Raw genomic sequence first — 25,440 nt, 5'->3', positions numbered from 1 at the left:
CGCTGATTTGCACCTCGGACAATTTTTGAGACGAGATCAGACTGCTCCTCCCAGGAAACGCATCACAAATATGTACACGGGCTTAATTAGACCTCCAGCGAATTGGCTGCGAGGTGGCGAACGGTTGATCTCTGATGGGCGTAGAGCCTGCTGCCGCTCACACCTCCTCGGGAACGAAAGCGAACAATCTCTTCTCAAAAAAAAACTCCGCCGTAGCTGACGGAGCGAGTTGTTGGCCTACTGACACTGAGCGTATTGCTGCACCAATCGAGCGAGGGTCATTCGTTCGATTATCTCAACTTGCACAGCCACGCACCACCGCAAGTAGCCCGGGAGAGGCACGGGTCGGCATGTCTCAAGCGCCGAAATGATTATAGCTTCGGCTGCTGAATCGCCATTCTGCGAATTTCCAGAAACTGTTTCAAACAGCAAGCCGAAATCACGGTGGGCAGTTTTCTGAATTCCGTGATTTAAAAGCAGCCTGTCAATCAGCATCGGCTGCAAGTGTGGGCTTTGGCTTCAATCTACGCACAATGTTAATGAGGAGAGATATCCGATGAGATACTTAATTCAGGGGCTCGCAGTAATAACACAACTGCTCGTGCCTCTCGTCGCAGAGGCGCAGACGAACTCGACTACGAGAACCAGCCACCCTCGGGCCGTAGTTGATCCTTGTAAACCTATTGGACGCACAGAGGACGGCAAGCTTGTCTACGGAATGAGCTGTTCCAGTATAGCAGCCACCCCGCCTTCCGAAACGACGACAGAGGCGAAGCACCAACCTGAAATTGTCCGGAGTGGAATTTTTGGATTTTCATACGGGCAACGATAACTGTACGAAGTCCTTCTATGCTGCGTGATTCCCAATCCCGATATCTTAGCCGTCACGCGATGGGCAAAACTTCCCCATGCTCACGCTCTACTAACGACGCAGGCCGGCCTAAGCGAAACATTATTCATTCCACCCCACCTAGTTGAACGGGTAATTCGCGCAGACGCGCGCGGGTCGCATGATTAGAACTCAACAATCGGAGCATCCAATGCAGGGCGAACCGCTGGCGCAGGACGATCTGGCTGCTATCGCTGGTGAGGCTGTCCTGATCGAGGATTCCATGCCACGCGGCCGGACAATGCTGCCGCACAGTGAAGTGCTACCGATCGTGCTGAGCCTGTTGTGCAACCTGTTCCTGACCGCGCTCGACCAGACCATCGTCGCAACCGCGCTGCCGACCATTGGCGCGCAATTCCACGACGTGTCGAATCTGTCCTGGGTCATCACCGCCTATCTGCTGTCCTCGACAGCGGTGGCGCCGGTTTATGGCGCGCTGGCGGATATTTACGGCCGCCGCGCGATGATCGTTGCGGCGAACGTGCTGTTTCTGGTCGGCTCACTGCTGTGTGCGGTGGCGCCGAACTTGCTGTTTCTTATTCTCGCGCGCGGCCTGCAGGGCCTCGGCGGCGGCGGCATCCTGCCGCTGGTGCAGACGCTGATCGCCGACGTGGTGACGCCGCGCGACTACGGCCGCTATCAGGGCTACATCAGCATGGTGTGGGTGACGGCGGGCATCGGCGGCCCCGTGCTCGGCGGCGTGTTCGCACAGCATCTGCACTGGTCGATGATCTTCTGGATCAACCTGCCGATCGGCGTCGGATCGCTGATGTTGCTGCTGCCCCGGCTGCGCAAAATTCCTGACTACCACCGTCGCCGCAAGCTCGACTGGGCAGGTGGCCTTCTGCTGATGGTGTCCGCCGTGATCTTCCTGCTGGCGCTAACCTGGGGCGGCCACAAGTTCGCGTGGCTGTCGCCGACGATCCTCGCCATGATGGGATCGGCTGCCGTGCTGATGGCGGCCTTCGTGGTTCATGCGCGCACGACGGACGAGCCGTTCCTGCCGCTGCCGCTGATCAGCGGCTCGGTGGTGCCGTACTCGATGGTCGCAGGCGGTAGCGCGATGGGCACGATGATTGCGATGATCGTCCACCTGCCAATCTATTACGAATCCGTCTATCGACTGAGCGCCAGCGAAGCAGGCATCGCACTGATCCCGCTGGTCGCGGTGTCGGTGCTGGGCGCATGGAGCGCGGGACAGTTCATGGCGGTGACGGGGCGCTACAAGTGGGCTGCGGTCGGCGGCGCTTCGGTGGCCGCGAGCTGCCTGTTGCTGATGGCGCATCTCGCCGCGCCGCCGCTCTGGGTGCTGCTTTCGTTGCTCGCCATGCTTGCGCTCGGGATCGGCACCTGTTTCCCGGTGAGCGTGGTGTCGATCCAGAATGCGGTGCCGCGTTCGCAGGTCGGCACCGCAACGGGCGCGATGAATTTCTTCCGTGCGCTGATGTCGTCCTTCGCGGTGGCCATGTTCACCGCGATCCTGCTCGCGGCCGTCGGACAGGATATTCCAATCGGCGAAGGAGCCACCGGCGCTCACAGCGTGGCGTCCGGCGATATGATCACCGGTTTCCGCTTCGTATTTCTCGCGGCGGCGGTTCTGATGGCGATATCCGCCATGCTGTTCGCCTTGATGGAAGAACGTCCGCTTGATGGCGGCAAGCCATCACCCGCTGCGACGGAACAGTAATAGGCTTATTAGAATGGAATCGAAGCACCACGATCCCGGCGGGAAGCGGCGAATGAGACTCCCCGACGGGGTAAAAGGCGACGCTGAATACTTCGGCGCGCGCCGACAATATCGTCTCTGGCTGTCGCGCGAATGGGGACAGCCAACTGATCCGTATGCTCTGTGGATTGGCATGAACCCCAGCACGGCGGACGCCTACGCCAACGACCCAACTGTCGCTCGCGAGATGAAGTTTACAAATGATGCCCTAAGCTTCAAGCGTTACTTCAAAGTCAACATCTTGGATTATCGCGCAACAAAGCCACGCGATCTCGCGCTGCTTGAGGAGCCCGCTCGCAGCGAGCGAAATCTCCCAGTCATCATCAAGTTGGCGGCTAATGCTGCCCGGATCATTGTATGTCACGGAGATCTTCACAGATCCTTCCAGACGTTTGCAACTGAAACGGTGAGATGCCTGGAATCTGAAGGGCATGAACTGTGGTGCCTAGGCCGGACGTTGCGCAACGCGGCTCCCCGGCATCCCCTATACGTCAAATCGAATAGTCCTTTGGTTCGCTTTTAGCGTCGTGAGTGGCGTTCAAAATGGCTGTTAAAACGACAGGGCGAAACTGTCGGTTAAAGGCCGAGGGACAAAGTTCTCCATAACGGTTTTTACGATTACCGGGACACCAGCCATCACAATCATATTCTGCACTATGAACCCGGGCGCGAGAAGCTTCACGGCGGTGATAGCCATTGCTCCACTTGGGATTTTCGTCAGTTTTATACGACTTCCGATCATCGCAAGACTTCCATATTTGTTCAGAAGCCTTTCAGACATTCGCCAAAAGCTAGTTTTCAGTTAGTGCATCCACAATCGATATCTTTAATCTCAAGCGTTAATATCGCCGTCTTCACATCTCGGCGAAAGCGCCAAGCTTTCAAAGTTCAGGTCTAAATGATTTAGAAACGTCTTAATTATCTGCCCATGATAGAAAGCATAGGCTTTCACCGACACATACCTATCTTCTGGTCTAATAATATTAAAAACGAGAGCATCCTGATCCACACGAGCTTTAAACCAAGATTTGTTTATCCAATTGTCGTCTGAATGCGTATAGGACGAACCATCAGAGCCCTTTATCCAGGTATGGATTCTCCCGACCGCCTCACCTTGTCGGATTCGGATATTAAACTTATCGAGCAGAGCTTGCGGCTGATCAGTAAAGAAGTAAACGGCCATTTCCTTATAACCCTTTTTTGACCGGGAGGTAGAAGCGCAGAACAACTCTACTGATACTCGTCCCCGTCCGAGCACCGCGGCGTAATTATCGCGCCTTCAAAACGCAAATCTAAATACCTCAAGAAAGTTTCGATGATCTCGCTATGATAGAAGGAATAGACCGCCGCTGACGCATCCCAGTCGCTAGATCTAATTATATTAAAGGTCAATTTGTCATTTTCTACACGAGGCCTAAACCACGCCCGCTCCTTCCAGTCTTTGTCTTTGTGGGTATAAGACACCCCGTCATCACTTTGATGCCAAGTCTCAATGCGACCGAATTCTTCCGACTGATTAATTCTCGCCTTAAATTCATCAAGCAAAAGACTCGCGCGATCGGTAGCGAAATGGACCGCCATCTTTCATCACCTTATATCATTGGGTAAGGATAGGGCTGTCGCTAGGACCACCTGGATCGAAGCCAAAGACCCGCGGGACCTCCGCAGTTTCCTTCAGGAAATTGCGGAGGTCTATACTGTCCGGCCCTACTTCGCCACCGCCATCGCATCCGGATACGTACGGTCGCTCTCGATGACAGAGTCATATAATGCGCGTCGAAACGCTTCCTTGCCCTGCGCGTGCGCAGCCTCTAGCTCCTTCATCCACTTGCGGTATTGGACAGAAACTTTGTCCGTTACTACAGAGAGCTCGTCTTCATAAATCTCCTCAGGCCACTGCGATTCAATGACAGGCTTATCTTCCGCGAACACCAGGTCATTAAAAGCAATATGAGGATGATCCGAATCGTTCAGACTCTTCTCTCGGGCAAATATAAGAAAATTCTTTGTCCGCTTGCTATCAAGAGGGCAAGAAACGTTAAACAGAACATGCAGCGTGTTACCTACATATTTCTGAACTGCAAGGTTGATCGCGAACGGCATGCTACAATGATACGTAAAATTACCAATCGGAGCTTTATCCGGCACGTCCATACCTGGCGGCGTATCATAGATGAAACGAAACTGTCCATTAACGCGATCCATCGGCACGACAGGTGGCTCGGCGTTATTTGGATCGAATAGCGTGCCCGGATGAACGAACGCAAAGTGAGAGAAATCGGTGAAGTTTTCCCAACGCCGCGGCGCGCTTGAGTTCCACCAGTATGGTTCCTGCACCACGATCTTCATCTTTGGATCGTCGGCGACACTGAAATACGGAATCTCGGTTACGCCCCAAGAGCTATCGAGGCGGACCCAGATGAGGCCATACTTAGCTTGACATTCATATTTATCGACTCGCGCCCGAGACGCGATTTTTTGTGTCGGGCACGCTGGCATGTAGGTGCATTTTCCGTCCGCATTATACTTCCAACCGTGATACGGGCATTGAAGCTGATCGCCCTGCACTTTTCCTTTGGACAGGGCCGCGTATCGATGGACGCATTGATCCTTCATCGCGACGAGATCGTTATTGAGTCGAGCAAGAACGATCCTCTCCTCAAGGAGAGTTACCGCCATTGGACCGTTGCCCAATGGGTGAGCTTGCTCGAATTCGTCAACTGTCGCTACGGGATGCCAGAAGTGGCGAAGAAACGTCGGATCCTTGATAAGGGGGGTCGGCTCGGGCATTGCATCCTCCTGTAGATGGCTCGTGCTTCTTGTGAAGCTTCATTATGGAGTTGAGGTTCTGCCCACTAAGGACAACCTAAACATCTGATAAGATGTGTCATTATCAGCGCGCCATTGGAAGGTTGGAATCTGAGACACCGTGTCCAAAGAATTGATCGATTCTTATCTGAGATAGTGGAACGACTTGGCGGCTGATCCTCCTCATGCGGCGCTTCCTATTCACCGTTCAAAAAGCGGAACGGTGTGTCCAGAACATCGAGCTTCCCGAGCCGCTCTGCGGCTTTCAGGTTGAGAATGCTGGAGCATCGCCGCAAACGTGAATAGCCCTCAAAGGCTCGCGTAACAGGCGAATGCATCACAAGAATATGCAAAGAGCCGTATGGCCGACTAAAGGAAGGAAAATGCTGTGGCACATGACGTAGTATTCCAACCCATGTTCAATTTTTTCTGCGAAAATGTCACGAGACAGAAGAATTTTTATGCAGAGATCGTAGGGTGGGAGGAAATCAAAGAAGCATCCACCTCGATATACGCCGTATTGACCCAGAACGGAGTACAGATTGCGTTCAACGGTACTGCCGCGTATCCGTTATTGAATCTTGGCAAGCGGCAATTGAAAAGCCGAAACGATTTCCCAATTGGCACGATGCTGACTTTTGTCGTCGACGATCCGGCCATCGTGAACAGCATTGCTCGTCGGTTACCCGAACTGGGTGGAAAAATTGTCAAAGAACCCTTTCCGACCTACTACGGACACTGGCAACTGGTCTTTCAGGATCCCGAGGGAAATATCGCAAGAATTACTGCGACCAGCTTGCCCGATGGAGAAACTGCCCCCCATCTCGATCTCTGACTGAATATCCAGGGACTAATTTTGGTCTGCGGCAAACGCCACAGACCAAAACGGGCTATTACGGCAATATCGAGCACGCAGTGAAGGCTAACTAACCTCTTGTCACTTGCTCCACGGTACACCGCTATCGCAGTAAGCAACCGCGTTATGATTTCAGCCGGGCTGCATGCCAGCGAAGATGGGCATCCATGAATGTGGAGATGAAGTAGTAGCTATGATTATAGCCACTCTGACGGCGCAGCGTCAGCGGGATGCCTGCCTGTGCTCAAGCGCCCTCAAGTAATTCTAGTCCGAACGGATCGACTTCCCCTGATACATCAGGTCGAATCCTTTGTTGATTTCTTCCAGTTTCAGAACGTGGGTAATCATCGGCTCGATTTCGATCGACCCATTCATGCACAATACCCATCAGGATGAATTTTCGCAGAAAAATGCGAAACAGTTTTTCGATTCTCCGCCTAATTATCTCACCCGATCAGGCTAACTTATTTCTCTCCCTTCGAAGTATCACAGCGTTGCAATTGGATTTCAGGTATTGCCTGCTACAGGAGTTTGAATTGAAGAGCATCGAGTACAGTATTAGCCACATTGAGCATTCTCGCGACACAGAAGCGCTGGACTATCGCCGAGGTGATGCCGGTCATACGCCGACGCTCACCGGCTGTCCGTGGCATGACGTCAACGAGATGTTGCAATCGGTCGGGCTGCGCCCCACCCGCCAGCGCATGGCGCTCGGCTGGCTCCTGTTCGGCAAGGGCGATCGTCACCTGACTGCGGAAATGCTCTACGAAGAAGCGACGCTCGCCAAGGTGCCGGTATCGCTCGCGACCGTCTACAATACGCTGAACCAGCTCACCGAAGCGGGCCTGCTGCGTCAGGTCAGCGTCGACGGTACCAAGACCTATTTCGACACCAATGTCACCTCGCACCATCACTTCTACCTGGAGAGCAATCACGAGCTGGTCGATATTCCTGACCAGAACCTGATGCTGCAGCAGGTGCCGGAAGTGCCGGAAGGCTACGAGATCGCCCGCCTCGATATGGTCGTCCGGCTACGCAAGAAGCAGCGAACGCCGCGTTCCACTGCATAAACTTTCAAATTCACCCAAAGTCCCGATCCGAAGTGTCAATAACGGATTGTTCACGCCTGCGCGTAGCACCGTCAAAAATCATTTTCGTTCAGTCGCAATAATTGTTTTCTGGTTCTCTTTGAAATCCATTTTGGACCGTGCGGGCTAACCTTATGCATAGACGGGCCAAATCCGGCATCAAGTTGCGTAGCGGTACTCTAAATGAAAAACTGGTCGGCAATACTGAATTTTTGTCTTCTTGGATTCTTCGTGCTTATTTGGATCAGCTTCTTACTTTTAGCACCGAAGGCCGGACTAGCTACGTGCCAGAGCGGCCCCAATCAAATTATCATCTGTCCTTTGGCGTATATTCGGTGAGCGCTGTACGCATGATGATCGTATGATTCCTTCCGTCGATGAAGAACCAGATGAAGACGCTACGCTCTCTTCGGCTCAATGCCGCTAGAAGATCTTGCGTTCGTAGCCCAACTTTAAATTTCCGGGCGCAGCCGACTGACATCATTCTGGGAACGGTGGAAGGACCTCGGTATAGCAGAGAGCGATTGCAAAATACGCCGCATTCGTTAGGCGACTGCTTCGTCCGGAAGCTTGAGTATCGTTAGAATTTCGTCATCCGGAAGAAGAAACGACTGCTCTTCGACTTCATACCGGTCGCACCCCTTGAAGTCGAACCAGGCGTCGGCTGGCATCTTGCGAGGAAAATTCTGCTCCGCGGCGCCGTTGAAGAGCATGTCCGCAGCAAAGGTCTGACGATCCAACGTCTTGGTCGGCCACTTCCACCACGGCTGAAGCATCGGCGCGGATTCGAACCAGCGCCTTTTAGTCTTGTTGTGGCAGACGATCATCATCGGGAATCGATTCAAGAGTGTCATCTTGAACAAGGTCGCAGTCAGGCTGGTGCAGAACTCATTGGCGAGGTCTCGCGCTGCGGCCAACGTGAGCCTCTTCATCTTCCGCAGACGTGGGTCTACCATGTAGTTTGGCAGGATGAGGTCGGAAGCGAAGCCGTCCGCTTGGCGCTCTGGGTTCAAGGCATCGTTCGCGAAATTGCATACGTCGTTCTTACCGCAGAAGAGAACGCGGCCGCGATGGTGGTGCCAATGACCTAGCTCATGAGCCAGCGAAAACCGCCTGCGTTCCGGCGTACTCCGGTTATTTACGGAGATGACAGCGCGACGTTTCGAACCAACGATGGTTGCCTCACAATTGTCGATGGGGCGATAGTTGACCACCGCACCGCGGGTCCAAGCAATCGCGTCGAGATCGATGTCCTTCGGTTCGATAATGCCAAGATCGAGGAGCATCCTTTCCGCAGGTGTCGGCTTCGTCATTCTTCGCCTTTTTCTTCAGCTTCGTCTTCAAGCGCCTGCAGTCGAGCAAGATCGTCGACGATGCCAGCTTCATCGCGATCGGACAGCTTGCCTCCCTTTCTCGCCGCCATCATGGTGTCGGTGAGATCGCCGGTTCGCATCTCGTCCAATCGCCGGCGGGCCTTGTCCAAGTCCAACGGCGTGATGTTGCCCCCCTCGCGATAGGCCTTCGCCTCGCTCTTAGCGCGATCGAACTTCACCCTCGCTGCGCGAAATTTCGCACGTTCGATCGCGGAATCGACGCGGGTAACCGCCTTATCAAAGTCGTCCCCATCTTGAGCGAACTCCTCCCGCAGGTCCTTCTCGGACACATCGAGAATGCTGTCGTCGATCGCTTTGCTTATTTTAGACAACCGCTCTCTATCGCTTGGCACCTTGCTCATAACTGCCATCCTTTCGGATAGTGTTTGGCCGCGATCCTACGAATTTTCTTGATGATGTAGTCGAGGCGGTCCTGCGTTACTCCTGCGAATTCGCGCAGTTCCTTGCCCCTCATGTCCTCTTCCCATCCGAGAAGGACCAAACTGATCTCCTCATCGACTCCATAAAGGGGCTCGAGCACGCTCCAAATCTCGACAGCGCGCTTCTCTCTTTCGGCCTGAATGATCTGGTCTTCAGCGTCAGGCGCATCGTCCTTGAGGTCGAACTCATCATCGGTTTCATCCTTTGTTGCGCCGCCGGCGATCGGTACCTGGCGCTTGAGTCTCTTGCGCCTCCTACTCGCGATATTCCGCATGGACTGGGCGAGGAAGGCGATGAACGGCGTGGTGTGAGGGCATTTCTTCTTTTCGAAAAGGGCGACGCAGATGGCTTCCTGGACTAGATCGCCGGCTGCTAAGTCGGTCCCTTCCAGATGCCGCTGTTCAAGTTTGGCCAGCCGAGCGCGTTCGAGATCCGTTAACCCGTCCACGGCCGCGACCACCTGCTCATAGTCCAGGTACTCCGCGTCGTGTGTCGCCGGATCCGTGATGGTCGGGTGAGTCACGTCGTCCATGGCTCCATACTACCTATGCCGGGCAAGCCTTTGTTTCGGACAAAAATAATCGAGTCCGAAAGGGCCGTCTCGGGGGCATGACTTTATAGAGGCGCCGGTTTTCGAGACGAATCCGGAAGCACGATAGTCGAAAAACGGTGTCGAACAATGAATTACATTGCTGAACGAGCGCGATTGCGCCAATCGCAACTGGTGGACCTGATCGAAGAGGCCTGCCAGCATCTGGAGCCATCCGCCCACCAGCGTGACCTCGCGAAGCAGCGCTACGAAGGCGTCGGCGAGTGGCTCGCTGCGGCCGACGATTGGCTCTTGACCTCCATCGCGATCCGTCTCCAGGGCTCGGTCGCCATCGGCACCACGGTGAAGCCGATTGGAAAGAACGAGCATGACGTCGACCTGGTCGCCCATGTTGCAGACCTCGACCTTACGGTGTCGCCAGCTCTGCTGAAGCAACGTATTGGAGACCGTCTCCGGAGCAACGGCCACTACGCTCCCCTCTTGGTGGAAATGCCGCGCTGCTGGCGTCTTGACTATGCCAACGAATTCCACCTCGACATCACCCCCTCGATCCCGAACCCTGAATGCCGCTTCTGCGGCGAATTGGTTCCCGACAAGACGCTGAAGACGTGGAAGGCATCAAATCCGCAGGGCTACCGCGCCAAATTCGAACGGCGCGCGGCCCTGCTGCCTCGCATCAGATCCGTGTTTGGCAAAGCCTTTGACAGCGCACATGCCAACGCACAGGTCGAGCCGTATCCAGAGGAGAAACGGCTCAAGGGCATCCTGCGCCGCATCGTGCAGATCGCCAAGCGCCACCGTGACATCCATTTCATCGACGACGACCAAGGGCTCGCCCCGCTCTCGATCATCATCACGACGCTGGCTTCGCGGGCCTATGAAACGTGCGTCAGCAACTTCGAGTACGATCACGAACTCGACTTGATCGTTGACGTGCTCCGCCGGATGCCGCAGATGCTGCAGACTAGCATGACCGAGGGTCGTGTGATGTGGTGCCTGTGGAATCAGACCACTGCCGGCGAAAACTTCTGCGAAAAGTGGAACAGGCATCCCGAGAGGGCGACGGCTTTCTTCGAGTGGCACAGCAAGGTTGTTGCCGACGTTGAACACCTTGCCGCTGCACGGGGTCTCGACCAGGTGCGGCGGGGCCTCGGCGATATCTTCGGTACGGCACCGGCGAACAAGGTGATGGACACCTTGACAGAACGCGTCGACATAGCGCGCCGCACCAACCGCCTCTTGGCCACCCGGTCGGCAGGACTGATCATGAGCACCGCGGCGAGCGCGACGCCGGTTCGCGCCAACACCTTTTTCGGCGACGGTCCGTAACATCATGCGCCTCGGGCGGCCAAAAGCGCTGACGGTTGCGCAGCAATATGTGAACCTGCGGAGCAATCCTCTCAGCGCGGGAGACGGTACCTTGCGAGGCGGCCGCTTCACGTGGAGCTACGCCACGTCGCCGTCGCCGTTGAGCCGCGACTACCTGATCCGCATCGAAATGGCTTGCGGCACATCGCCCAAGGTCTTCGTCGACGAACCGGACATCGAGGTTCTCGCCGGCAACCGCTGCCTCCCTCACGTATACCGTAACCCCACGCGACTCTGTCTTTACCTGCCGGGGACACGAGAGTGGCAGCCGTGGATGCGGCTCGACCAGACAGTCGTACCCTGGACCTCTCTTTGGCTGTTCTATTTCGAAGATTGGCTCGACTCGGGAGAATGGAAGGGCGGGGGCATACATCCAACGGAAGCCTCCCGGACCCGGCGAAGCCGACGTCAGCTGGGAGTACACCAGCCCGACGAATTGGAGATGGGGAGTGGAGAATGAACGACGGAGCGGGCACCTACAAGATTCTGTCGATTGACGGTGGCGGCATCCGCGGCGTGTTTCCCGCGGCCTTCCTCGCCAAACTGGAAGATCATCTGAACTCGCCGATCGGATATTACTTCGACCTGATCGCGGGGACATCGACGGGCGGCATCATTGCAATTGGCCTAGGCCTCGGGCTGTCGGCCAAGGATATCCTGAAGCTCTACGAGGAGCGGGGACCATCGATCTTCGATCAACAGCACGGGTTGATCGGCAATTTCGTGCGGCGGCGGCTGCGCGGAGCGATGCACTGGTTCGGAACGAAATACTCCTCGCAACCACTTCATGATGCCCTCGCCGATGTACTCGGCGAGCGACGGCTCGGCGATAGCCGCACGCGTCTAGTCGTTCCCGCATGGCATCCGATGCTTGAGCGCGTCTACATCTACAAAACCGCCCATCATCCCCGGCTCGAGACCGACTTTCGCGTTCGGGCGCTGGATGCAGCGATGGCTACCGCCGCCGCACCCACTTTCCTCAAACCCCACATGACCGACGATGCGATCGAACTCATCGACGGCGGCGTCTGGGCGAACAACCCGATCGGAGTGGCCACGATCGAAGCGGTAGGAATGCTGAACTGGCCCGCGGACAGGCTGAAGATTCTCAGCATCGGCACCATCAACGACGCGAAGGCTGCACCGCGCTGGAAGGGCAAGATCCCGATGGCTTCGTCGGTCGCGCGCCTGTTCATGGCCGGCCAATCGCACAGCGCACTGGGCACGGCGAAGATCGTAACGGGCGACGGCCACGACCATCGTGCGATCTGGCGCATTGACCAGACGGCACCAGCCGGCCGCTACACGATGGACGACGCAGAACGCATCGCGGAAATGAAGAACCGCGGATTCACCGAAGCCCGCGAGCAACTGCCCGAACTTCGGCGCCATTTCTTCGACCGCGAGGTCGAGCCCTTTGTTCCCTTTCACTCTCTCTGACCGGCGAGGACGACATGCCCAAGAATATCCTGATCTTCTCAGACGGCACCGGCCAGGCAGGCGGCCTGCGTCCGGACGAGAACCGCTCCAACATCTACAAGCTCTATAGGGCGACCCGTTGCGGGCCCGACACTGGGATCAACCCACGAGAACAGCTTGCCTTTTACGACGCTGGCCTCGGCTCCCAACCGCCGGATAGTACGCTCTTCGTCACGCGCGCCTACCGCTGGCTACACAACGTGGTCAGCCAGGCGACGGGACTCGGCATCACGACAAACATCATCGACTGCTATGCTGCCATCATCCGGATGTGGGAGCCAGGCGACCGCATCTTTCTTTTTGGGTTCAGCCGTGGCGCCTACACAGTCCGCTGTCTTGCCGCCATGCTGGGCCAGTGCGGTATTCCGACGACTATGGCCGACGGGTCACCGCTCCGGCGTGACATCGGCACGACAACCCGCGTAGCACGCGAGGCCGTGAAGAATGTGTACCAGCACGTCAGTTCCCCGAAAGACACCGTGTACCTGCCGCAACGCGAAGCGCTCGCAACACGCTTCCGCCAGCGATATGGCAGCGACACAGGGAGCGCGGCCAACGCCGCTCCGTTCTTCATCGGGGTGTTCGACACCGTTGCGTCCCTCGGCAGCTATACGCTCTCCGCCGCGCTGGTCGCTGGGGCCGCCGGCTTCATTGCAATCCTCAGCTATATGCAATCATTTTTCTTTTTTCCTTTTCTTCCGACCGTCCTGTGGGCAACTGTCGCTGCAGCGATTACGGCGGCGGGCGGCTACGTCGCTACACACCTAAAATATGCCCACGACCTGCCCGGCTATTCGTTCTACGAGACACTCCATATCGCCTCGCCGAAGATGAAGTTCTACGACCTACATCTGAATAATGCCGTTTGGTACGCTCGCCACGCCATGTCGATCGACGAGAACCGCGCTGACTTCGCACGCGTTCCTTGGGGCGGATCGCACAGTAAGGGGCCAGAACGCCCCGACGAGTATCCGGACTGGTTACAACAGGTGTGGTTCGCCGGAAACCATTCCGACGTCGGGGGAAGTTATCCGGAGAACGAAGCACGTCTTTCCGATATTTCACTTGGATGGATGGTTCACGCTGCTAAAAATCTGCCCGATGGAAATACACTCGATGGCTTCGGCATCAAGATCGACGATAGCTATCTGAGGCTAAACCCGGATTCGCTCGGGCCTCAGCACGACGAGCGAGAGCCTGGATACGTCGGTGGTCGCTTCAAATGGAATGAAGGTCTTCGTGAAATTCAGAACGAAGCGATCCTGCACTCAACCGTGCTAGAACGATTTGCTGCTAACGGCGGGGTCCAGCACTATTATAAACGGATGCCATATCGCCCGGAAAACTTAAGATCACATGTCAAGGTCAAGGGGTATTACGTGTCTCCGTTAGAACGGGCAGATGAAAGATCCTGAAAAATTACGCCGGCTCCGTCACACTGCTGCGCACTTCACATCACTTTTCCAGCGAGACTCTTTCCGCAGTTTTAGGAAACACCCCGGGCGACCGCACCAACAGCAGCAAAGCCCAATCGAATCCTTGGAATAAAGCCTCCTGAAGACGCAAGATTTTCAAGTACTCGATAACAGATTGATATTATTAACTTTATGCTTGCCTCGCCAAATTCATAGAAGTAACGTAACACTTGGTTGAGTCGCCGTCGGCGGGACTGACAACATTGTTTAGCGTCGGGACGCGGGTGAATATCTCGCTCATCTTGTTGGCATCGTGTCGCCTCGGTCTTCAAAAAATATCCCGGAACGCCGTTTTACGGCAATGCTCGATCATGCAAGCAGAGCGAAGGATTTCGTTTGCGTGAAGACCGGCGCGCAAAAGTGCTTTCGATTTATCTCCGCCAGGAGCAATTTGCGGATCCAACTTTCCCACGAATGACTTCCGACAACTCTGTACACCGTCGTGCGGAAATACTTCCGGCACGCAGCGATTGAAGAGACAACAGATGTCCTCTGAAAATCCCTCCGATGCCCCCCGCAACTCGACGGTTATTTGTCTAGACAACAAAGGACCGGCTTTTGTTGTGCTGACAGTGCGAGCGAGGAGAAAGCCTCATCTTCGGCCCGTTCTGGTCGTGAGGGATCAAGACGGAGAAGCTGCAATTCCGCGAGAACCGATAGAATGGATCCGCAACGTCCTAACGTTTGATAGTAAATCGCCCGCGAAGATGATGCTCAGCACGATTGGACGACTCTATGAGTACACGTCAATCGCTTTTAGAGATTTCGAATTAACGGCAGAAACTCTGCCAACCGCTGTCTGGAATTACACAGCCTTTCGAGCTGGCGAGCGAATGCCTGACGATCCAGATAGCCAACAGCTTACGCTCTGGAATCCGGTGAAACGATCTACAGCAATTTCTGAATTCAGAACCATCGTGAGTTATCTGCAGTTTTGCAATGATCGTTTTCAATCGCTTTTGCTGCTGGACCGCCCAGTAGGCTTAAAGAATATCCAGCACCTCGATATTCCGACCACCTCGAAACGGGACTTCTTTCTGCATCTGCGAGGCCATCGCGAGCGATATCGAAAATTGCTTGGCGTCGAGCGCTACCATCCACCACGCGTAACACCATCGGCGAGCTTAGCTACCAGACGCTCTTCCCAAGGTCGTACAATGCCTCAAGACGAGGTAGATCTGATCATCGGCGCCGAAAAGAACCCCTCGTTTAAGGCACTTTGGACTTTGCTTGCTTATGGTGGGATGAGGGTAAGCGAAGCTCTGAACATCTGGTGCGTGGACATCATGCCTGGGAGCATGATCGCTCAATTCGAAAGAGGTTTTACCCAAGCTGAGCCACTTGTCATTCTCGCTGACCCGGTTGAGTCACGCTTCGTAGGTGATTTCGGCGATAGTTCAAGGACACGCCTCAAGTATCTACGCGACAAATACGGACTCGTTCCCCGGCCCTACTATCCCGACAAGCATCCGATGCGAGCTGGCTGGAAGAGCGTGCTTGTGAGCAATAAAGCATTGTCGTTGTCTTGGGTTTATTGGTCTGAACCGCAGCCTGCGCAAGAGTTTCTAGAACTCACGGCAATGCTGCTAAATCTGCGACGACAACATCCAACGACCACCCACCATCCATATTTTTTTATCAATACTTCCAACAACGAATACGGAGGCCAACCGCTGAAGTACAGCAACACCATGAAGGCCTTTGAGCGCGCCTGTGTACGTGTCGATTTGGAACCGCATATGGCGGGCCGCACACTCCACGGATTTAGACATTTCTACAGAGACAATTTGAGAAAACGCCTCAAGCTGCCTCCCGAAATTATTCAAGTAATGATGCACCACAAGAGCGTTGTTAGCCAAGAAGATTACGGCAACTGCGAATATGCGTTTGTACATAAGGCACTGAGGGAAGCCTTTGCGCGCGAGCGAACTGAATGAAAATTATTCTCGAGTTCATCGACGACGACAATGTCCGCCGCCATCCCGATGAACCGGGCAGCATGTTCAATCCATCATCCAACATCTACGTGCAGCTCCGCGCGCTATCGATGGTGGAGCTGAGACAAGAATGGCATGCCTTCGATATGCTGCTTCGCAGAACGTTAGTCGAACTATTCTGGATGAAAACGTCCGAGGTAAGGAGATTGTATGGCGCCCTCGATATATCTGAAAAAGACATTTCAGGTCGCGCAGACATGGAGTTCGGACTTACCTTTTCCCCCGCCGCCGCGAGATTCACCCACTTCCATCAACGCCAAATAGTTCAAGGCTTGGTAGCGATTGGCGCCGTGCCTCCCAGAACACCACACGGCAAGCCCCGCAAACGCATGCATGACGTGGGCGGCGTTGGCTCATTCGTCGAAAGTTTGGAGCGTGACCTTCGACTCGGCTTAATCGCAACTTTACTCGAGTCGGACGCGAGCCTCGATGAGCTTCTCAAGCTCAATCAGACAAGCCTAATACGCGACCGTGAAATCATGGAGTATCTTGCGTCGACGAACGACGCTGCCAAAGCGTTGGAGTGTATCGCTCGGAATACCCACTCATTCTTTAACGACCAGCAGACCGCTGGCCGCGGGAGCCACGCCCGCGGGGCCGGTAGAACATTCGGATGGGCTTGGTTTGCACAGTATCTTTCAATGCGAGGAGTGTGGCTCCAACCAGTCGCACACATCAAAGATATCCTAAACCTTTATCCGCGGAAGCTGGGCCCGGTCGCAGCTTGGATGGCGGTACCGGCAATGCACCGTGAGCTTGCGGACTTGGTGTGGAGCCGAATGGAAGTCTCGCGGAGCACCAGCGCTGCAAATATCCTCAACGTGTTTCTGTCCCTCGCGCAATCGTCCAACGCCTTTGCGAGTGATAAGCTAGTCGCTTGCCCGCTCGTCTTCTTCAAGGAATGGGCATCGGACGGCGGCGGTTCGAGCGAGGTTCGGTCTGCATCCGCCACTCATCTTTTCAAGCTTCTGTGTTCCTATTTTGGAGTGACAGCGGCATCACATCCCATGGCGGGATTTTTCTTCGGCAACCGACGAATTGGGAAAATTGGCGTAAGAGCGTTCTCTTGGTGTGATCAACCGAATAAGCGCAATACCGTGCTTGTCGAGCGGTGCCTTGGCCGGCCGGTGTCGGACGTGCCGATCTACGTCAGAGACTGGGCGGAATATTTCCGCGAGCTTCTGGGATCGTTCGGCACAACATCCGTCGACAATGCGATCGGAGATTTGAATACATGGCTGATTTTTCTTCTTCACCTCGGTGAAAGGCGGGCGCCTAAGACGTTTCCGGACATATCGAGATCCCGTCACATTAACAATCTGAGGCCGGATGGCGATACATATGTGAATTTCCTCAAACGTCACTTTTCCCAAACAAAGTCCCAAACTGCTTATCGGGGAGCTGCGACCCTCGCAAAAGCCTGGAAGTTGGCGGCCACACGCGACAACTTTACGGGTAGCTGCCCCTTCGACGTCACGTTAGATCGGGCCAGCAAAGCCCCTACGCGACATGCCAAATCGGTACGGCGTCCATTGGACCAAACCGTGATGGAAATCATTGTTAGGGAAAACAGGAAAAACGACTTTGAATTTGCTCGAACACTCGGAAAGCAGCGCCCAACGTACAACTACATCGTAAAGAATACGAGGACGCAGGCCTATGAAGAGGTGTTCTTTCCCCTTTTGCCCATTCTCATAGACATCATTCTCCATAGCGGCCTTCGAAAACACCAGGCGCGCTGGCTCGATTCCGGTGAGGGTGACGAATTCGGCGTTGACCTCACAGCGAAAGCCGATTGTCCAAACTTGTTGCCGATGGCGACAAAGGGACGTCGTCAAGGATTTCTGCGAATATGCGAATTCGTCGAGAAGGGTGGGCGGCGCAGCGAACTCGGCATGTTCGTCAATACCAACAAAACGGGGACGCCCTATTTGGTGCCCTGGATCGACCGCGAACTCGCGGCAAACGTCGCGCGTCTCGCAAAATTACAGACAACATACAATCCGATCGAAGTACCGATTCCCGCGAGAGACCCCGACATCAGCGAACTCTACGGTTATAACGGTTCAGTACCCAACGTATTTCCCCTATTCCGCAATCCCGACTACGACAGACATCTGCCGGTATCGGACTCGATGGCCAGCAGCTATTGGCTTGCATTACTCAAGCATTGCCAGCCGATCGTAGAACAAGAGCTTGGATACTCCTATCCGCTTGTAAATGGTGACACGGCCGTATTCGACATCCATTCACTCCGAATCACGACGGTTACGGTCCTGCATGAATCGGGCGTTCCGATCGATATCATTCAAGCCTTGGTGGGGCACTCGTCGGTGATGATGACATGGTACTACCGCCAGGTCCGACACGCCGACTTACACCGTCGGTTGAACAAAGCGTACGCCGAGTTAGGTAACCATGATACTTCCGAGGGCGACGCAATCAGAGACCAAATAATTAGTGAGGCGATCACACCCGTTGGAGTCGACGATCCAGTGGGCTTGGCACTACTGCAAGAACATCGGTCAGCTAAATCCGCCCCGATAGATGTTTTCGCCCACGGCATTTGCCCGGGCGGCGTCTGTGCGAGAGGCGGCAAGCGATTGGCCGAGGGCCGCTATGCCCCGGTGTTCCGGCAGCGAGCCTGTTCTCGATGCCGGTTCCGCGTAACGGGGCCAAGGTTCCTGAATGGCTTGGTGCATCGGCTTAACTGCCTGATGTTTGAAATCAAGCAGTCGCTGAACAAGGAGCAGCAGATCAATGCGGAAGCCGACATCGCTGAAGATAGCGGTAGGACTGCCTCTGATCTTCGTGCGCAGGCCCGCAGAGAACGAGAATGCCGTGACTCACTCTACGAAGAGTGGTGCGCCGAGCTTCAAACCATCAAAGCCTGCCAAGCTGCCCTTGAAGCAAGTAATGCCGAAAACCGACTTGATCAGGCGTTAATGCCCGCACGCTCTGACTTCGATCCGGCTCTCGTCGACTTCAGCTTTAAACAGGTGCACGAATTCGAGCTGGCGCATCATCTTGTCGTGGGTACATACTTGCTCCCGGAGACTCGAGTCGACCTGCCGTCTGGGACAGAGGAGGCTCACGACAATACCCTATATCGCCTTATACCTCGTAACGACCTCGACAATCTCTTCTACCGCCTCGATAAAAATACGGCTCGACGGGCTCTAAATATACTTGGAGACTTACTGATCGCGAACGCCGGTGATCCGAGCCAACTACAGGCGTTCATCGAAGGAAAAATTCTCTTCACAGATGTGCCCGCCCTGCAGGATGTGGGCCAAAAAATTCGGCAGGCTATCGCCCAACCACAAACATCCATCTCGGATCATAGTGATGAAGAGCGATAGCAACGTCGGTATGCTTCTGTCCGAGACCATCATGGCCGAACTTGAGCGTGCGGCGATAGATAGTAAGCGGGGACAAAAACGGCTTGAGACGTTAAACCGGCTAAAAACCGCATGCGACGACATTGCATCGGGAAAAGCTGCTGACTATGCGGATAAGGTTGGTGCTGACTCAACATTATTTAAAATTCAACCCCGCCGGATCAACTCGGTAAGCGTGGGTGAATATATAAAAATTCGCCGTCAAACTGCGAAGGGACAAGATGGCGCTAAATTGTGGCCGGGTCCTAACGCAAGCACGTTGCGTGCCGATGAAAATCTCAAAAAATATCTCGACGCGCGGCGGATCGAGGCCAACGGCTTTCAAAAAAAGCGGCATCCAAACCACCCAAGAGCCCGAAGCGTCGAAGCAATAATCTCGAAAATTCCAGACCAAGGCGACCGGCATTTGATCATGACTGAAATCGAGAAAGGCCGCGCAGCACAGCGCAAGCTTCGGTTGGCCGTCGAGGCGGTGCCAAAGTTGTGGGCCGTTGATCTCGACGCTGTGATTGACGGTAGCGCCGCGGCAATGCGCGGCAGCGCCAGCGAACTGACAGACGATGATCGCTTGGCGCTTCGTCGGCTCTTGATGAAGTTAACGTCGAACGCTGAACTACGTCAGTTCGATTTGATCTACGACAAGGTTCGCGTGAAAATGTCAGATGGAACCGGCGCGGCACTAATTTCCAAAGATGAATTGGCGCTTCTTCGATCACTCGCAAAGGTCGGTGCCTGAGCCTTGCGCGGTGCACGCGTCATATTCGTCGGGGTGAGCATTGAACCCTCGCTCAAACAAACCTCATTCCAATTCGCGTGCGCCGGTGCGCCAGCTATGCGGTCAAATCATTCCTAGTGCTTGCAAGTACACATCAAGAATGGCCTCTTGCTCCTCACGCTCGTTGGCGTCCTGCTTTCTGATTTTAAGGAGCTGACGGACCGCTTTAACGTCATACCCCCGACCCTTCATTTCGGCGAACACATCGCGGATATCATCGGAAATGGTCTTTTTTTCCTCTTCCAGCCGCTCGACGCGTTCCACAAATTGACGCAGTTCAGCGGCCGCAACATTGCCTTTCACAGGCGAGGCAGTGGCAGTTTCGGCGGGAGCGGTAGCGGACATGTGGTTTTCCTTAGTAGCAAACTGACCGTGACGACTTAGGCGACACGTCTCCAATTAACTATCTGATTTCATTGTCATAGTCTGAAAAGGGGGAAGATTAGAAACCGTTGCCCTTGGCTTCGGCATAGACGTCGCGGATGTCGTCGGAGATCGTCTTTTTCTCTTCTTCCAGCCGCTCGATGCGCTCGATGATGGCCTTGAGCTGATCCTTGGCGAAACGGTGGGCGACGTCTTCCTTCACGGCGGCGGCTGTGGCCATCGGATACTCCTGAACTTTGATGAGGCGCACGCGGGCCATTCGCCTGGGCGTCTTGGGACGGTCACATCATCCACTCAGGCAGGTTGCGTCAAGGCAACGCACCGCGCCGTCCACAATGCCCACAGGCTGTGTTTAAAAGCCTGACTGCTTCACGCTTTTTTCAGCGATCCCGCGACGCGTCAGTGGCCCGCGGCCGCCTGCTTCATCGCCGCGATCTGTTCCGGCGTTGCCTCTTTCTGGTGCTTCGCCTTCCATTCCTCGTAGGGCATGCCGTAGACGGCCTTGCGGCCCTCGTCCTTGGTCATCGGCACGCCACGCTCGTCGGCGGCGTCCTTCATCCAGTTCGACAGACAGTTGCGGCAAAATCCCGTCAGATTCATCATGTCGATGTTCTGCACGTCGGTGCGCTTCTGCAGATGCGCGACGAGACGGCGGAAAACGGCCGCTTCCAGCTCGGTTTGGGTGGCTTTGTCGATGGCCATGATGCTCCTCGTTCTCCGGCTTGCTTCAGTTGCCTGCCCAAGCACATAACCCCGGCAGCGGATTTTACCAGTCCCTTTACCGGTCCCGGCCGGACGGTTGGAATTCAATCCGCGTTTGAGATAGCCTGCGCCAATGCCGAAAGCGAATGTGCGGTTACCTGTCTTGCGCCTGATCCTGCCCCTTTTGTTCGGATTCACCCTGGCCATTCCGGCGTTGTGCGCGTCCACCGCGCCGGCGCGGGCCGATTTCCGCTTGTGCAACAACACCTCCAGCCGCGTCGGCATCGCGCTCGGCTACAAGGACGCCGAAGGCTGGGTCACCGAGGGCTGGTGGAATATCTCCTCCCACGCCTGCGAGACGCTGCTGAAGGGCACGCTGGTCGCACGCTATTATTACATCTACGGGCTCGATTACGACCGCGGCGGCGAATGGTCCGGCCAGGCCTTCATGTGTTCGCGCGACAAGGAATTCACCATCAAGGGCACCGAGAACTGCCTTGCCCGCGGCTTCGACCGTACCGGCTTCTACGAAGTCGACACCGGCGAGCAGCGCTCCTGGACGGTGCAACTGACCGAGACCAACGAGCAGAATCTCCAGCGTCAGCAACCGACCTTGCCGGGGCTGCCGAACGCACCCGACGCGGGCCAGCCGGGCGGCCTCCTTCCCACCCCTGCCCCGCTTCCCGCGCCCGGAAAGACGCAATGAGGCGGCTGCGGCGCGTCCGTATTCTCGCAACGCTCGGGCCTGCATCGTCCGACAGCGCCACCATCCGCAAGCTGTTCGAAGCGGGTGCCGACGTCTTCCGCATCAACATGAGCCACACCTCGCATGACAAGATGCGGGAGTTGATCACCACCATCCGCAGCGTCGAGGCGAGCTACAACCGGCCGATCGGCATTCTCGTCGACCTGCAGGGCCCGAAGCTGCGGCTCGGCACCTTTCAGGACGGCGCGGCGGTTCTCGCCAACGGGCAGGATTTCGTGCTCGATTCCGATCCCGCGCCCGGCGACAAAACGCGCGTTCAATTGCCCCACCCCGAAATCCTGCGCGCGCTGAAGCCCGGCGATGCTCTCCTGATTGACGATGGCAAGCTGCGCTTGATCGCGGAGAAGACCTCGCACGACCGTGCGGTGACGCGCGTCGTGATCGGCGGCCGTATCTCCGACCGCAAGGGCGTGAGCTTGCCGGACACCGACTTGCCCGTCTCGGCGATGACCGCAAAAGACCATGCCGACCTCGCCGCTGCGCTCGAAGCCGGCACCGACTGGATCGCGCTCTCCTTCGTGCAGCGCGCCGATGACGTGCATGAGGCGCGCCGCATCGTGCGTGGCCGCGCGGCGATCATGTCGAAGATCGAGAAGCCGCAGGCGATCGAGCGCCTCGAGGCGATCATGGAAGCCTCCGACGCCATCATGGTGGCGCGCGGCGATCTCGGCGTCGAAATGCCGGTCGAGCGCGTTCCGGGACTTCAGAAGCAGATGACACGGATGGCCCGGCGCATGGGCAAGCCTGTCATCATCGCCACCCAGATGCTGGAATCGATGATCGCCTCGCCGGTGCCGACGCGCGCTGAGGTTTCCGACGTCGCGACCGCGGTGTTCGAAGGCGCGGACGCCGTGATGCTGTCGGCGGAATCGGCGGCGGGCAAATATCCCTCCGACGCGGTGATGATGATGGATCACATCGGCGAAGAGGTAGAGCGCGACTCGACCTTCGGCAGCGTGATCGACGGGCAGCGCCCCGCGCCGGAAGCAACGGCCGGCGACGCCATCGCCGACGCCGCGCGGCGGATCGCCGAAACTCTGCATCTGCCGGCCATTATCTGCTGGACCAGTTCGGGCTCGACCGCCGTACGTGTCGCGCGCGAGCGGCCGCGTTGCCCGATCGTCGCGATCACGCCGAATGCCACGGTCGCGCGCAAGCTCGCCCTGTTGTGGGGCGTGCATTGCGTGGTGGCGGAAGACGCCCATGACGGCGACGACATGATTCAGCGCGCCGGGCGGATCGCCTATCGCGATGGCTTTGCCAAGGCGGGCGAGCGCGTCATCGTCGTCGCGGGCGTGCCGTTCGGCACACCCGGCACCACCAACATGGTGCGTATCGCCACCATCGGTTCGGACAGCGACGCCAATATCTGATCTCAGGCGGCGCTCGTTCGCTCATGGCGGATCACCTGCCACACGAACAACGCGACGCTCACGAGCACCATGACCGAGCCCGCCCCGGCCAACGGTTCGCCCTGGTGGTTGCCCATATGGATCATGGCGACGCCGATCACCATCACAATAGTTCCGGCGATCCAGATCAGCACCTGCAGGCGCGCCACGCGCGCGGCGTCCAGTGCCGGATGCAGGCGGTAGAACAGCCCGAACAGGAACAAGGACACCCAGCCGAGCAGATTGAGATGGGCGTGGGCCGTCAGGGTCGAATGATTCTGCGAGATCGCCATCGCAAGGCCCCAGAGCATGCCGAACGCGAGGATCAAGGCGGCGACGAGAAAACTGAGCGACGAAGCTCTCATGATGCAATTCCTCTAAATAAAGCCCTTACATAGCAAAGCCGCCGCCCCGCATGAAGCGGGCCGGCGGGCAAAGTTGGGACAACAGGAGGATCGTCGCCCGGATCAGGCCGTGAACAGCGGCCGCAGTTCATTCATATTGTCGAGCGTCTCTAACTTGTTGATCCGCTCGATCAACCGTTCGGTCTTCTCCGCGCCGAGAACCGGCGATATCAGGTCGCGCGCCTTGGCGTTCACCGCCTCGATGCTCAACGGGTTTTCCTTGGTGCCGGGCGGGAATTTGGTGAAATGGCTGACGACCTTGCCGTCGGTCATGGTCACTTCGACCCTTGCGCTGCGCGGAGCAGCCGGGTCCATCAGGGACGGGTCGTCCTGAATGGCGACCTTCGCGGTTTCTTTCATGATCCCCGGATCATGCATCAGCGCCTGATCGTGGCTGTCGACGAACGACACCGCGCCCTTGACCAGCGCCACCGCCACCAGATGCTGGCAGTTCACGTCCGGCATCGCGCTGTGGCCGACAATGCCCACCGCATCGGTCGGCAGCTTGACTACAATGCTTTTCACATTGTCCGGGGTAAGGTTGTGCTCCTTCCGCAGCGTCAGGATCGCATCCAGCGGCGACTGGATCGGATAACCGACCGAATAGGTCTTGATCGCCGTCTCGGTGACATAGAAGCGGCTGCCGAGCCCCTCCAGCATCGCCTCGGGTTTCGGATTGCTCGACAGCGCGATAAAGAGATTGTGCGTGCCGTCGAGCACGTCCGAGACGCCGGTCATTCCCGACTTCACCATGGTGACGGCAGTGACGCCGTTGCGCGCGCCCATGCCGGCGAAGTCGAATGCCTTCTCGACATGGTCCTTGTCCTTCACCCAGCTCCACAGGCCGGATACCTGCTGCGCCGCATAGGAGATCGCGAAGCGCATGCCGGTCTCATCCAGCTTCGCCAGCGACGCGGCAGAACCGAGCGCGCCGAAGGTCGAACTGGTGCCCTCGGCGCTGCGATGCGAACCACGGACGATGTTCGGCCCGAGCGCCATCAAGAGGCGACAGCATAGATCGTAGCCGAGCGTAACGGCGCGGATGAATTCCATGCCGCTGCTGCCCTGCTGCTCCGCAAGCGCCAGCGCGGGCGGGACCACGCAGCTTCCGGGATGCGCCTTGGTGACCGGCTCGAAATCGTCGGTCTCGTCGGCATGGGCGCACATCGCATTCGCCAGTGCTGCGTTGATCATGGTAGTGCGGAAGTTCGCGCCGATGATCGACGCCTGTTCCGTACCGCCGAGCGACTTGACGTAGCTCACCGCCTTCTCACCGGGCGTCATGCGCGACCCCGACACCATGGCGCCGAACGTATCGAGAATGCGGTTTTTGCATTCCGTCATCACGGCATCCGGCAGCGCCTTGTCGCGCGCCGAGACCATGTAGCGGGCCAGACGCCCTGTGACGTCCGCCGAGGCTTGCGTCTTGGTTTGCGCGAAAGCGAGCCGCATCGGGCTCGCGGCCAGCATCGCCATCGCGCCCGCAGATTGCAGCGCGCGGCGCCGCGACAGCATCCGCCGCAGCGACGGAGGCATCTCTTCCAATCTGAATGTCATCGCCGCCCCC

At 56.6% G+C, this 25,440-nt stretch carries 23 protein-coding genes and 2 pseudogenes; 13 read left to right on the top strand and 12 right to left on the bottom strand.

All coding sequences use genetic code 11. The features are described 5' to 3' along the window. Window positions 1–1,040: 1,040 nt before the first annotated feature. A complete protein-coding gene (locus HMPREF9697_RS17965) occupies window positions 1,041–2,576 on the top strand; it encodes an MFS transporter (RefSeq protein WP_002718672.1) in 1,536 nt (511 codons plus the stop codon). Between the two features lie 52 nt (window positions 2,577–2,628). Continuing rightward, window positions 2,629–3,138: a DUF1643 domain-containing protein gene (locus HMPREF9697_RS17960; RefSeq protein WP_051053954.1), complete on the top strand. Its 510-nt coding sequence runs from the start codon at window positions 2,629–2,631 to the stop codon at window positions 3,136–3,138. Between the two features lie 309 nt (window positions 3,139–3,447). Here HMPREF9697_RS17960 and HMPREF9697_RS17955 read toward each other — a convergent pair whose 3' ends face one another. The 3 genes from HMPREF9697_RS17955 to HMPREF9697_RS17945 all read right to left on the bottom strand — a co-directional run bounded on the left by HMPREF9697_RS17955 (window position 3,448) and on the right by HMPREF9697_RS17945 (window position 5,405). Continuing rightward, window positions 3,448–3,798, bottom strand: a complete 351-nt coding sequence (locus tag HMPREF9697_RS17955) for a hypothetical protein (RefSeq protein WP_002718669.1) — start codon at window positions 3,796–3,798, stop codon at window positions 3,448–3,450. A gap of 47 nt (window positions 3,799–3,845) precedes the next feature. Continuing rightward, window positions 3,846–4,196: a hypothetical protein gene (locus tag HMPREF9697_RS17950; protein ID WP_002718668.1), complete on the bottom strand. Its 351-nt coding sequence runs from the start codon at window positions 4,194–4,196 to the stop codon at window positions 3,846–3,848. A 126-nt stretch (window positions 4,197–4,322) separates the two neighbouring features. Next, window positions 4,323–5,405, bottom strand: coding sequence for an aromatic ring-hydroxylating oxygenase subunit alpha (locus HMPREF9697_RS17945; protein WP_002718667.1), 1,083 nt, complete (start codon window positions 5,403–5,405; stop codon window positions 4,323–4,325). Between the two features lie 406 nt (window positions 5,406–5,811). On the opposite strand from HMPREF9697_RS17945, the gene HMPREF9697_RS17940 reads away from it, so the two are divergent. Continuing rightward, entirely contained in the window at window positions 5,812–6,258 is a 447-nt protein-coding gene (locus tag HMPREF9697_RS17940) for a VOC family protein (protein WP_002718666.1), read from the top strand. A gap of 145 nt (window positions 6,259–6,403) precedes the next feature. On the opposite strand, the pseudogene HMPREF9697_RS21595 reads toward HMPREF9697_RS17940, so the two are convergent. Next, window positions 6,404–6,523: pseudogene (locus HMPREF9697_RS21595) on the bottom strand (S-formylglutathione hydrolase); the annotation flags it as partial. 322 nt (window positions 6,524–6,845) lie between these two features. Here HMPREF9697_RS21595 and irrA point away from each other — a divergent pair. Further along, window positions 6,846–7,349, top strand: a complete 504-nt coding sequence (gene irrA, locus HMPREF9697_RS17935; RefSeq protein ID WP_051054000.1) for an iron response transcriptional regulator IrrA — start codon at window positions 6,846–6,848, stop codon at window positions 7,347–7,349. A gap of 563 nt (window positions 7,350–7,912) precedes the next feature. Here the strand turns inward: irrA and HMPREF9697_RS17930 are convergent. Genes HMPREF9697_RS17930 through HMPREF9697_RS17920 form a run of 3 tightly spaced genes read right to left on the bottom strand, consistent with a single transcriptional unit; the run spans window position 7,913 to window position 9,713 of the window. Further along, window positions 7,913–8,680: an ImmA/IrrE family metallo-endopeptidase gene (locus tag HMPREF9697_RS17930; protein WP_002718664.1), complete on the bottom strand. Its 768-nt coding sequence runs from the start codon at window positions 8,678–8,680 to the stop codon at window positions 7,913–7,915. Further along, window positions 8,677–9,102 (bottom strand): hypothetical protein, encoded by a 426-nt coding sequence (locus HMPREF9697_RS17925; protein WP_002718663.1) that lies wholly within the window; start codon window positions 9,100–9,102, stop codon window positions 8,677–8,679. The genes HMPREF9697_RS17930 and HMPREF9697_RS17925 overlap by 4 nt, the downstream gene beginning before the upstream one ends. Continuing rightward, window positions 9,099–9,713 (bottom strand): sigma-70 RNA polymerase sigma factor region 4 domain-containing protein, encoded by a 615-nt coding sequence (locus HMPREF9697_RS17920; protein ID WP_002718662.1) that lies wholly within the window; start codon window positions 9,711–9,713, stop codon window positions 9,099–9,101. Before HMPREF9697_RS17920 ends, HMPREF9697_RS17925 begins: the two co-directional genes overlap by 4 nt. Before the next feature lie 147 nt (window positions 9,714–9,860). Between HMPREF9697_RS17920 and HMPREF9697_RS17915 the strand changes: the two genes are divergently transcribed. The 7 genes from HMPREF9697_RS17915 (at window position 9,861) to HMPREF9697_RS21080 (ending at window position 20,187) form a co-directional block, all read left to right on the top strand. Beyond that, complete coding sequence (locus HMPREF9697_RS17915; protein ID WP_040308022.1) at window positions 9,861–11,060, top strand: nucleotidyltransferase domain-containing protein; 1,200 nt, start codon at window positions 9,861–9,863, stop codon at window positions 11,058–11,060. A gap of 4 nt (window positions 11,061–11,064) precedes the next feature. After that, window positions 11,065–11,559 (top strand): type II CBASS E2 protein, encoded by a 495-nt coding sequence (locus HMPREF9697_RS21770; protein ID WP_002718660.1) that lies wholly within the window; start codon window positions 11,065–11,067, stop codon window positions 11,557–11,559. Continuing rightward, window positions 11,556–12,539: a CBASS cGAMP-activated phospholipase gene (locus HMPREF9697_RS17905; RefSeq protein ID WP_002718659.1), complete on the top strand. Its 984-nt coding sequence runs from the start codon at window positions 11,556–11,558 to the stop codon at window positions 12,537–12,539. Before HMPREF9697_RS21770 ends, HMPREF9697_RS17905 begins: the two co-directional genes overlap by 4 nt. A gap of 14 nt (window positions 12,540–12,553) precedes the next feature. Next, window positions 12,554–13,993: a T6SS phospholipase effector Tle1-like catalytic domain-containing protein gene (locus HMPREF9697_RS17900; protein WP_002718658.1), complete on the top strand. Its 1,440-nt coding sequence runs from the start codon at window positions 12,554–12,556 to the stop codon at window positions 13,991–13,993. A 545-nt stretch (window positions 13,994–14,538) separates the two neighbouring features. Beyond that, window positions 14,539–15,990 carry a site-specific integrase gene (locus tag HMPREF9697_RS21085; RefSeq protein ID WP_002718657.1) on the top strand — a complete coding sequence of 484 codons (1,452 nt, stop codon included), beginning with the start codon at window positions 14,539–14,541 and terminating at the stop codon, window positions 15,988–15,990. Beyond that, window positions 15,987–19,412, top strand: a complete 3,426-nt coding sequence (locus HMPREF9697_RS17890; protein WP_002718656.1) for a VPA1269 family protein — start codon at window positions 15,987–15,989, stop codon at window positions 19,410–19,412. The genes HMPREF9697_RS21085 and HMPREF9697_RS17890 overlap by 4 nt, the downstream gene beginning before the upstream one ends. Further along, entirely contained in the window at window positions 19,399–20,187 is a 789-nt protein-coding gene (locus HMPREF9697_RS21080; RefSeq protein ID WP_002718655.1) for a hypothetical protein, read from the top strand. The genes HMPREF9697_RS17890 and HMPREF9697_RS21080 overlap by 14 nt, the downstream gene beginning before the upstream one ends. 102 nt (window positions 20,188–20,289) lie before the next feature. Here HMPREF9697_RS21080 and HMPREF9697_RS17880 read toward each other — a convergent pair whose 3' ends face one another. From HMPREF9697_RS17880 to HMPREF9697_RS17870, 3 genes and pseudogenes are all read right to left on the bottom strand, one after another. Beyond that, the gene (locus tag HMPREF9697_RS17880; protein ID WP_002718654.1) at window positions 20,290–20,571 is read right to left on the bottom strand and encodes a DUF2312 domain-containing protein; all 282 of its coding nucleotides are present in this window, start codon (window positions 20,569–20,571) and stop codon (window positions 20,290–20,292) included. 100 nt (window positions 20,572–20,671) lie between these two features. Next, window positions 20,672–20,830: pseudogene (locus tag HMPREF9697_RS17875) on the bottom strand (GapR family DNA-binding domain-containing protein); the annotation flags it as partial. A gap of 179 nt (window positions 20,831–21,009) precedes the next feature. Then, a complete protein-coding gene (locus HMPREF9697_RS17870) occupies window positions 21,010–21,312 on the bottom strand; it encodes a DUF1244 domain-containing protein (RefSeq protein WP_002718652.1) in 303 nt (100 codons plus the stop codon). A 133-nt stretch (window positions 21,313–21,445) separates the two neighbouring features. On the opposite strand from HMPREF9697_RS17870, the gene HMPREF9697_RS17865 reads away from it, so the two are divergent. Next, window positions 21,446–22,018: a DUF1036 domain-containing protein gene (locus tag HMPREF9697_RS17865; protein ID WP_002718651.1), complete on the top strand. Its 573-nt coding sequence runs from the start codon at window positions 21,446–21,448 to the stop codon at window positions 22,016–22,018. Beyond that, window positions 22,015–23,451: a pyruvate kinase gene (gene pyk / locus HMPREF9697_RS17860; RefSeq protein WP_002718650.1), complete on the top strand. Its 1,437-nt coding sequence runs from the start codon at window positions 22,015–22,017 to the stop codon at window positions 23,449–23,451. Before HMPREF9697_RS17865 ends, pyk begins: the two co-directional genes overlap by 4 nt. A 2-nt stretch (window positions 23,452–23,453) precedes the next feature. Here the strand turns inward: pyk and HMPREF9697_RS17855 are convergent, their stop codons facing one another. Beyond that, a complete protein-coding gene (locus HMPREF9697_RS17855) occupies window positions 23,454–23,834 on the bottom strand; it encodes a hypothetical protein (RefSeq protein ID WP_002718649.1) in 381 nt (126 codons plus the stop codon). Between the two features lie 102 nt (window positions 23,835–23,936). Then, entirely contained in the window at window positions 23,937–25,430 is a 1,494-nt protein-coding gene (locus HMPREF9697_RS17850; RefSeq protein WP_002718648.1) for an MmgE/PrpD family protein, read from the bottom strand. Between the last annotated feature and the right edge of the window lie 10 nt (window positions 25,431–25,440).

This window comes from Afipia felis ATCC 53690 (assembly GCF_000314735.2).
Classification (GTDB): domain Bacteria; phylum Pseudomonadota; class Alphaproteobacteria; order Rhizobiales; family Xanthobacteraceae; genus Afipia; species Afipia felis.
The sequence above is the reverse complement of the archived record's forward strand: the minus strand, read 5'-3'. Positions and strand labels throughout refer to the sequence as shown.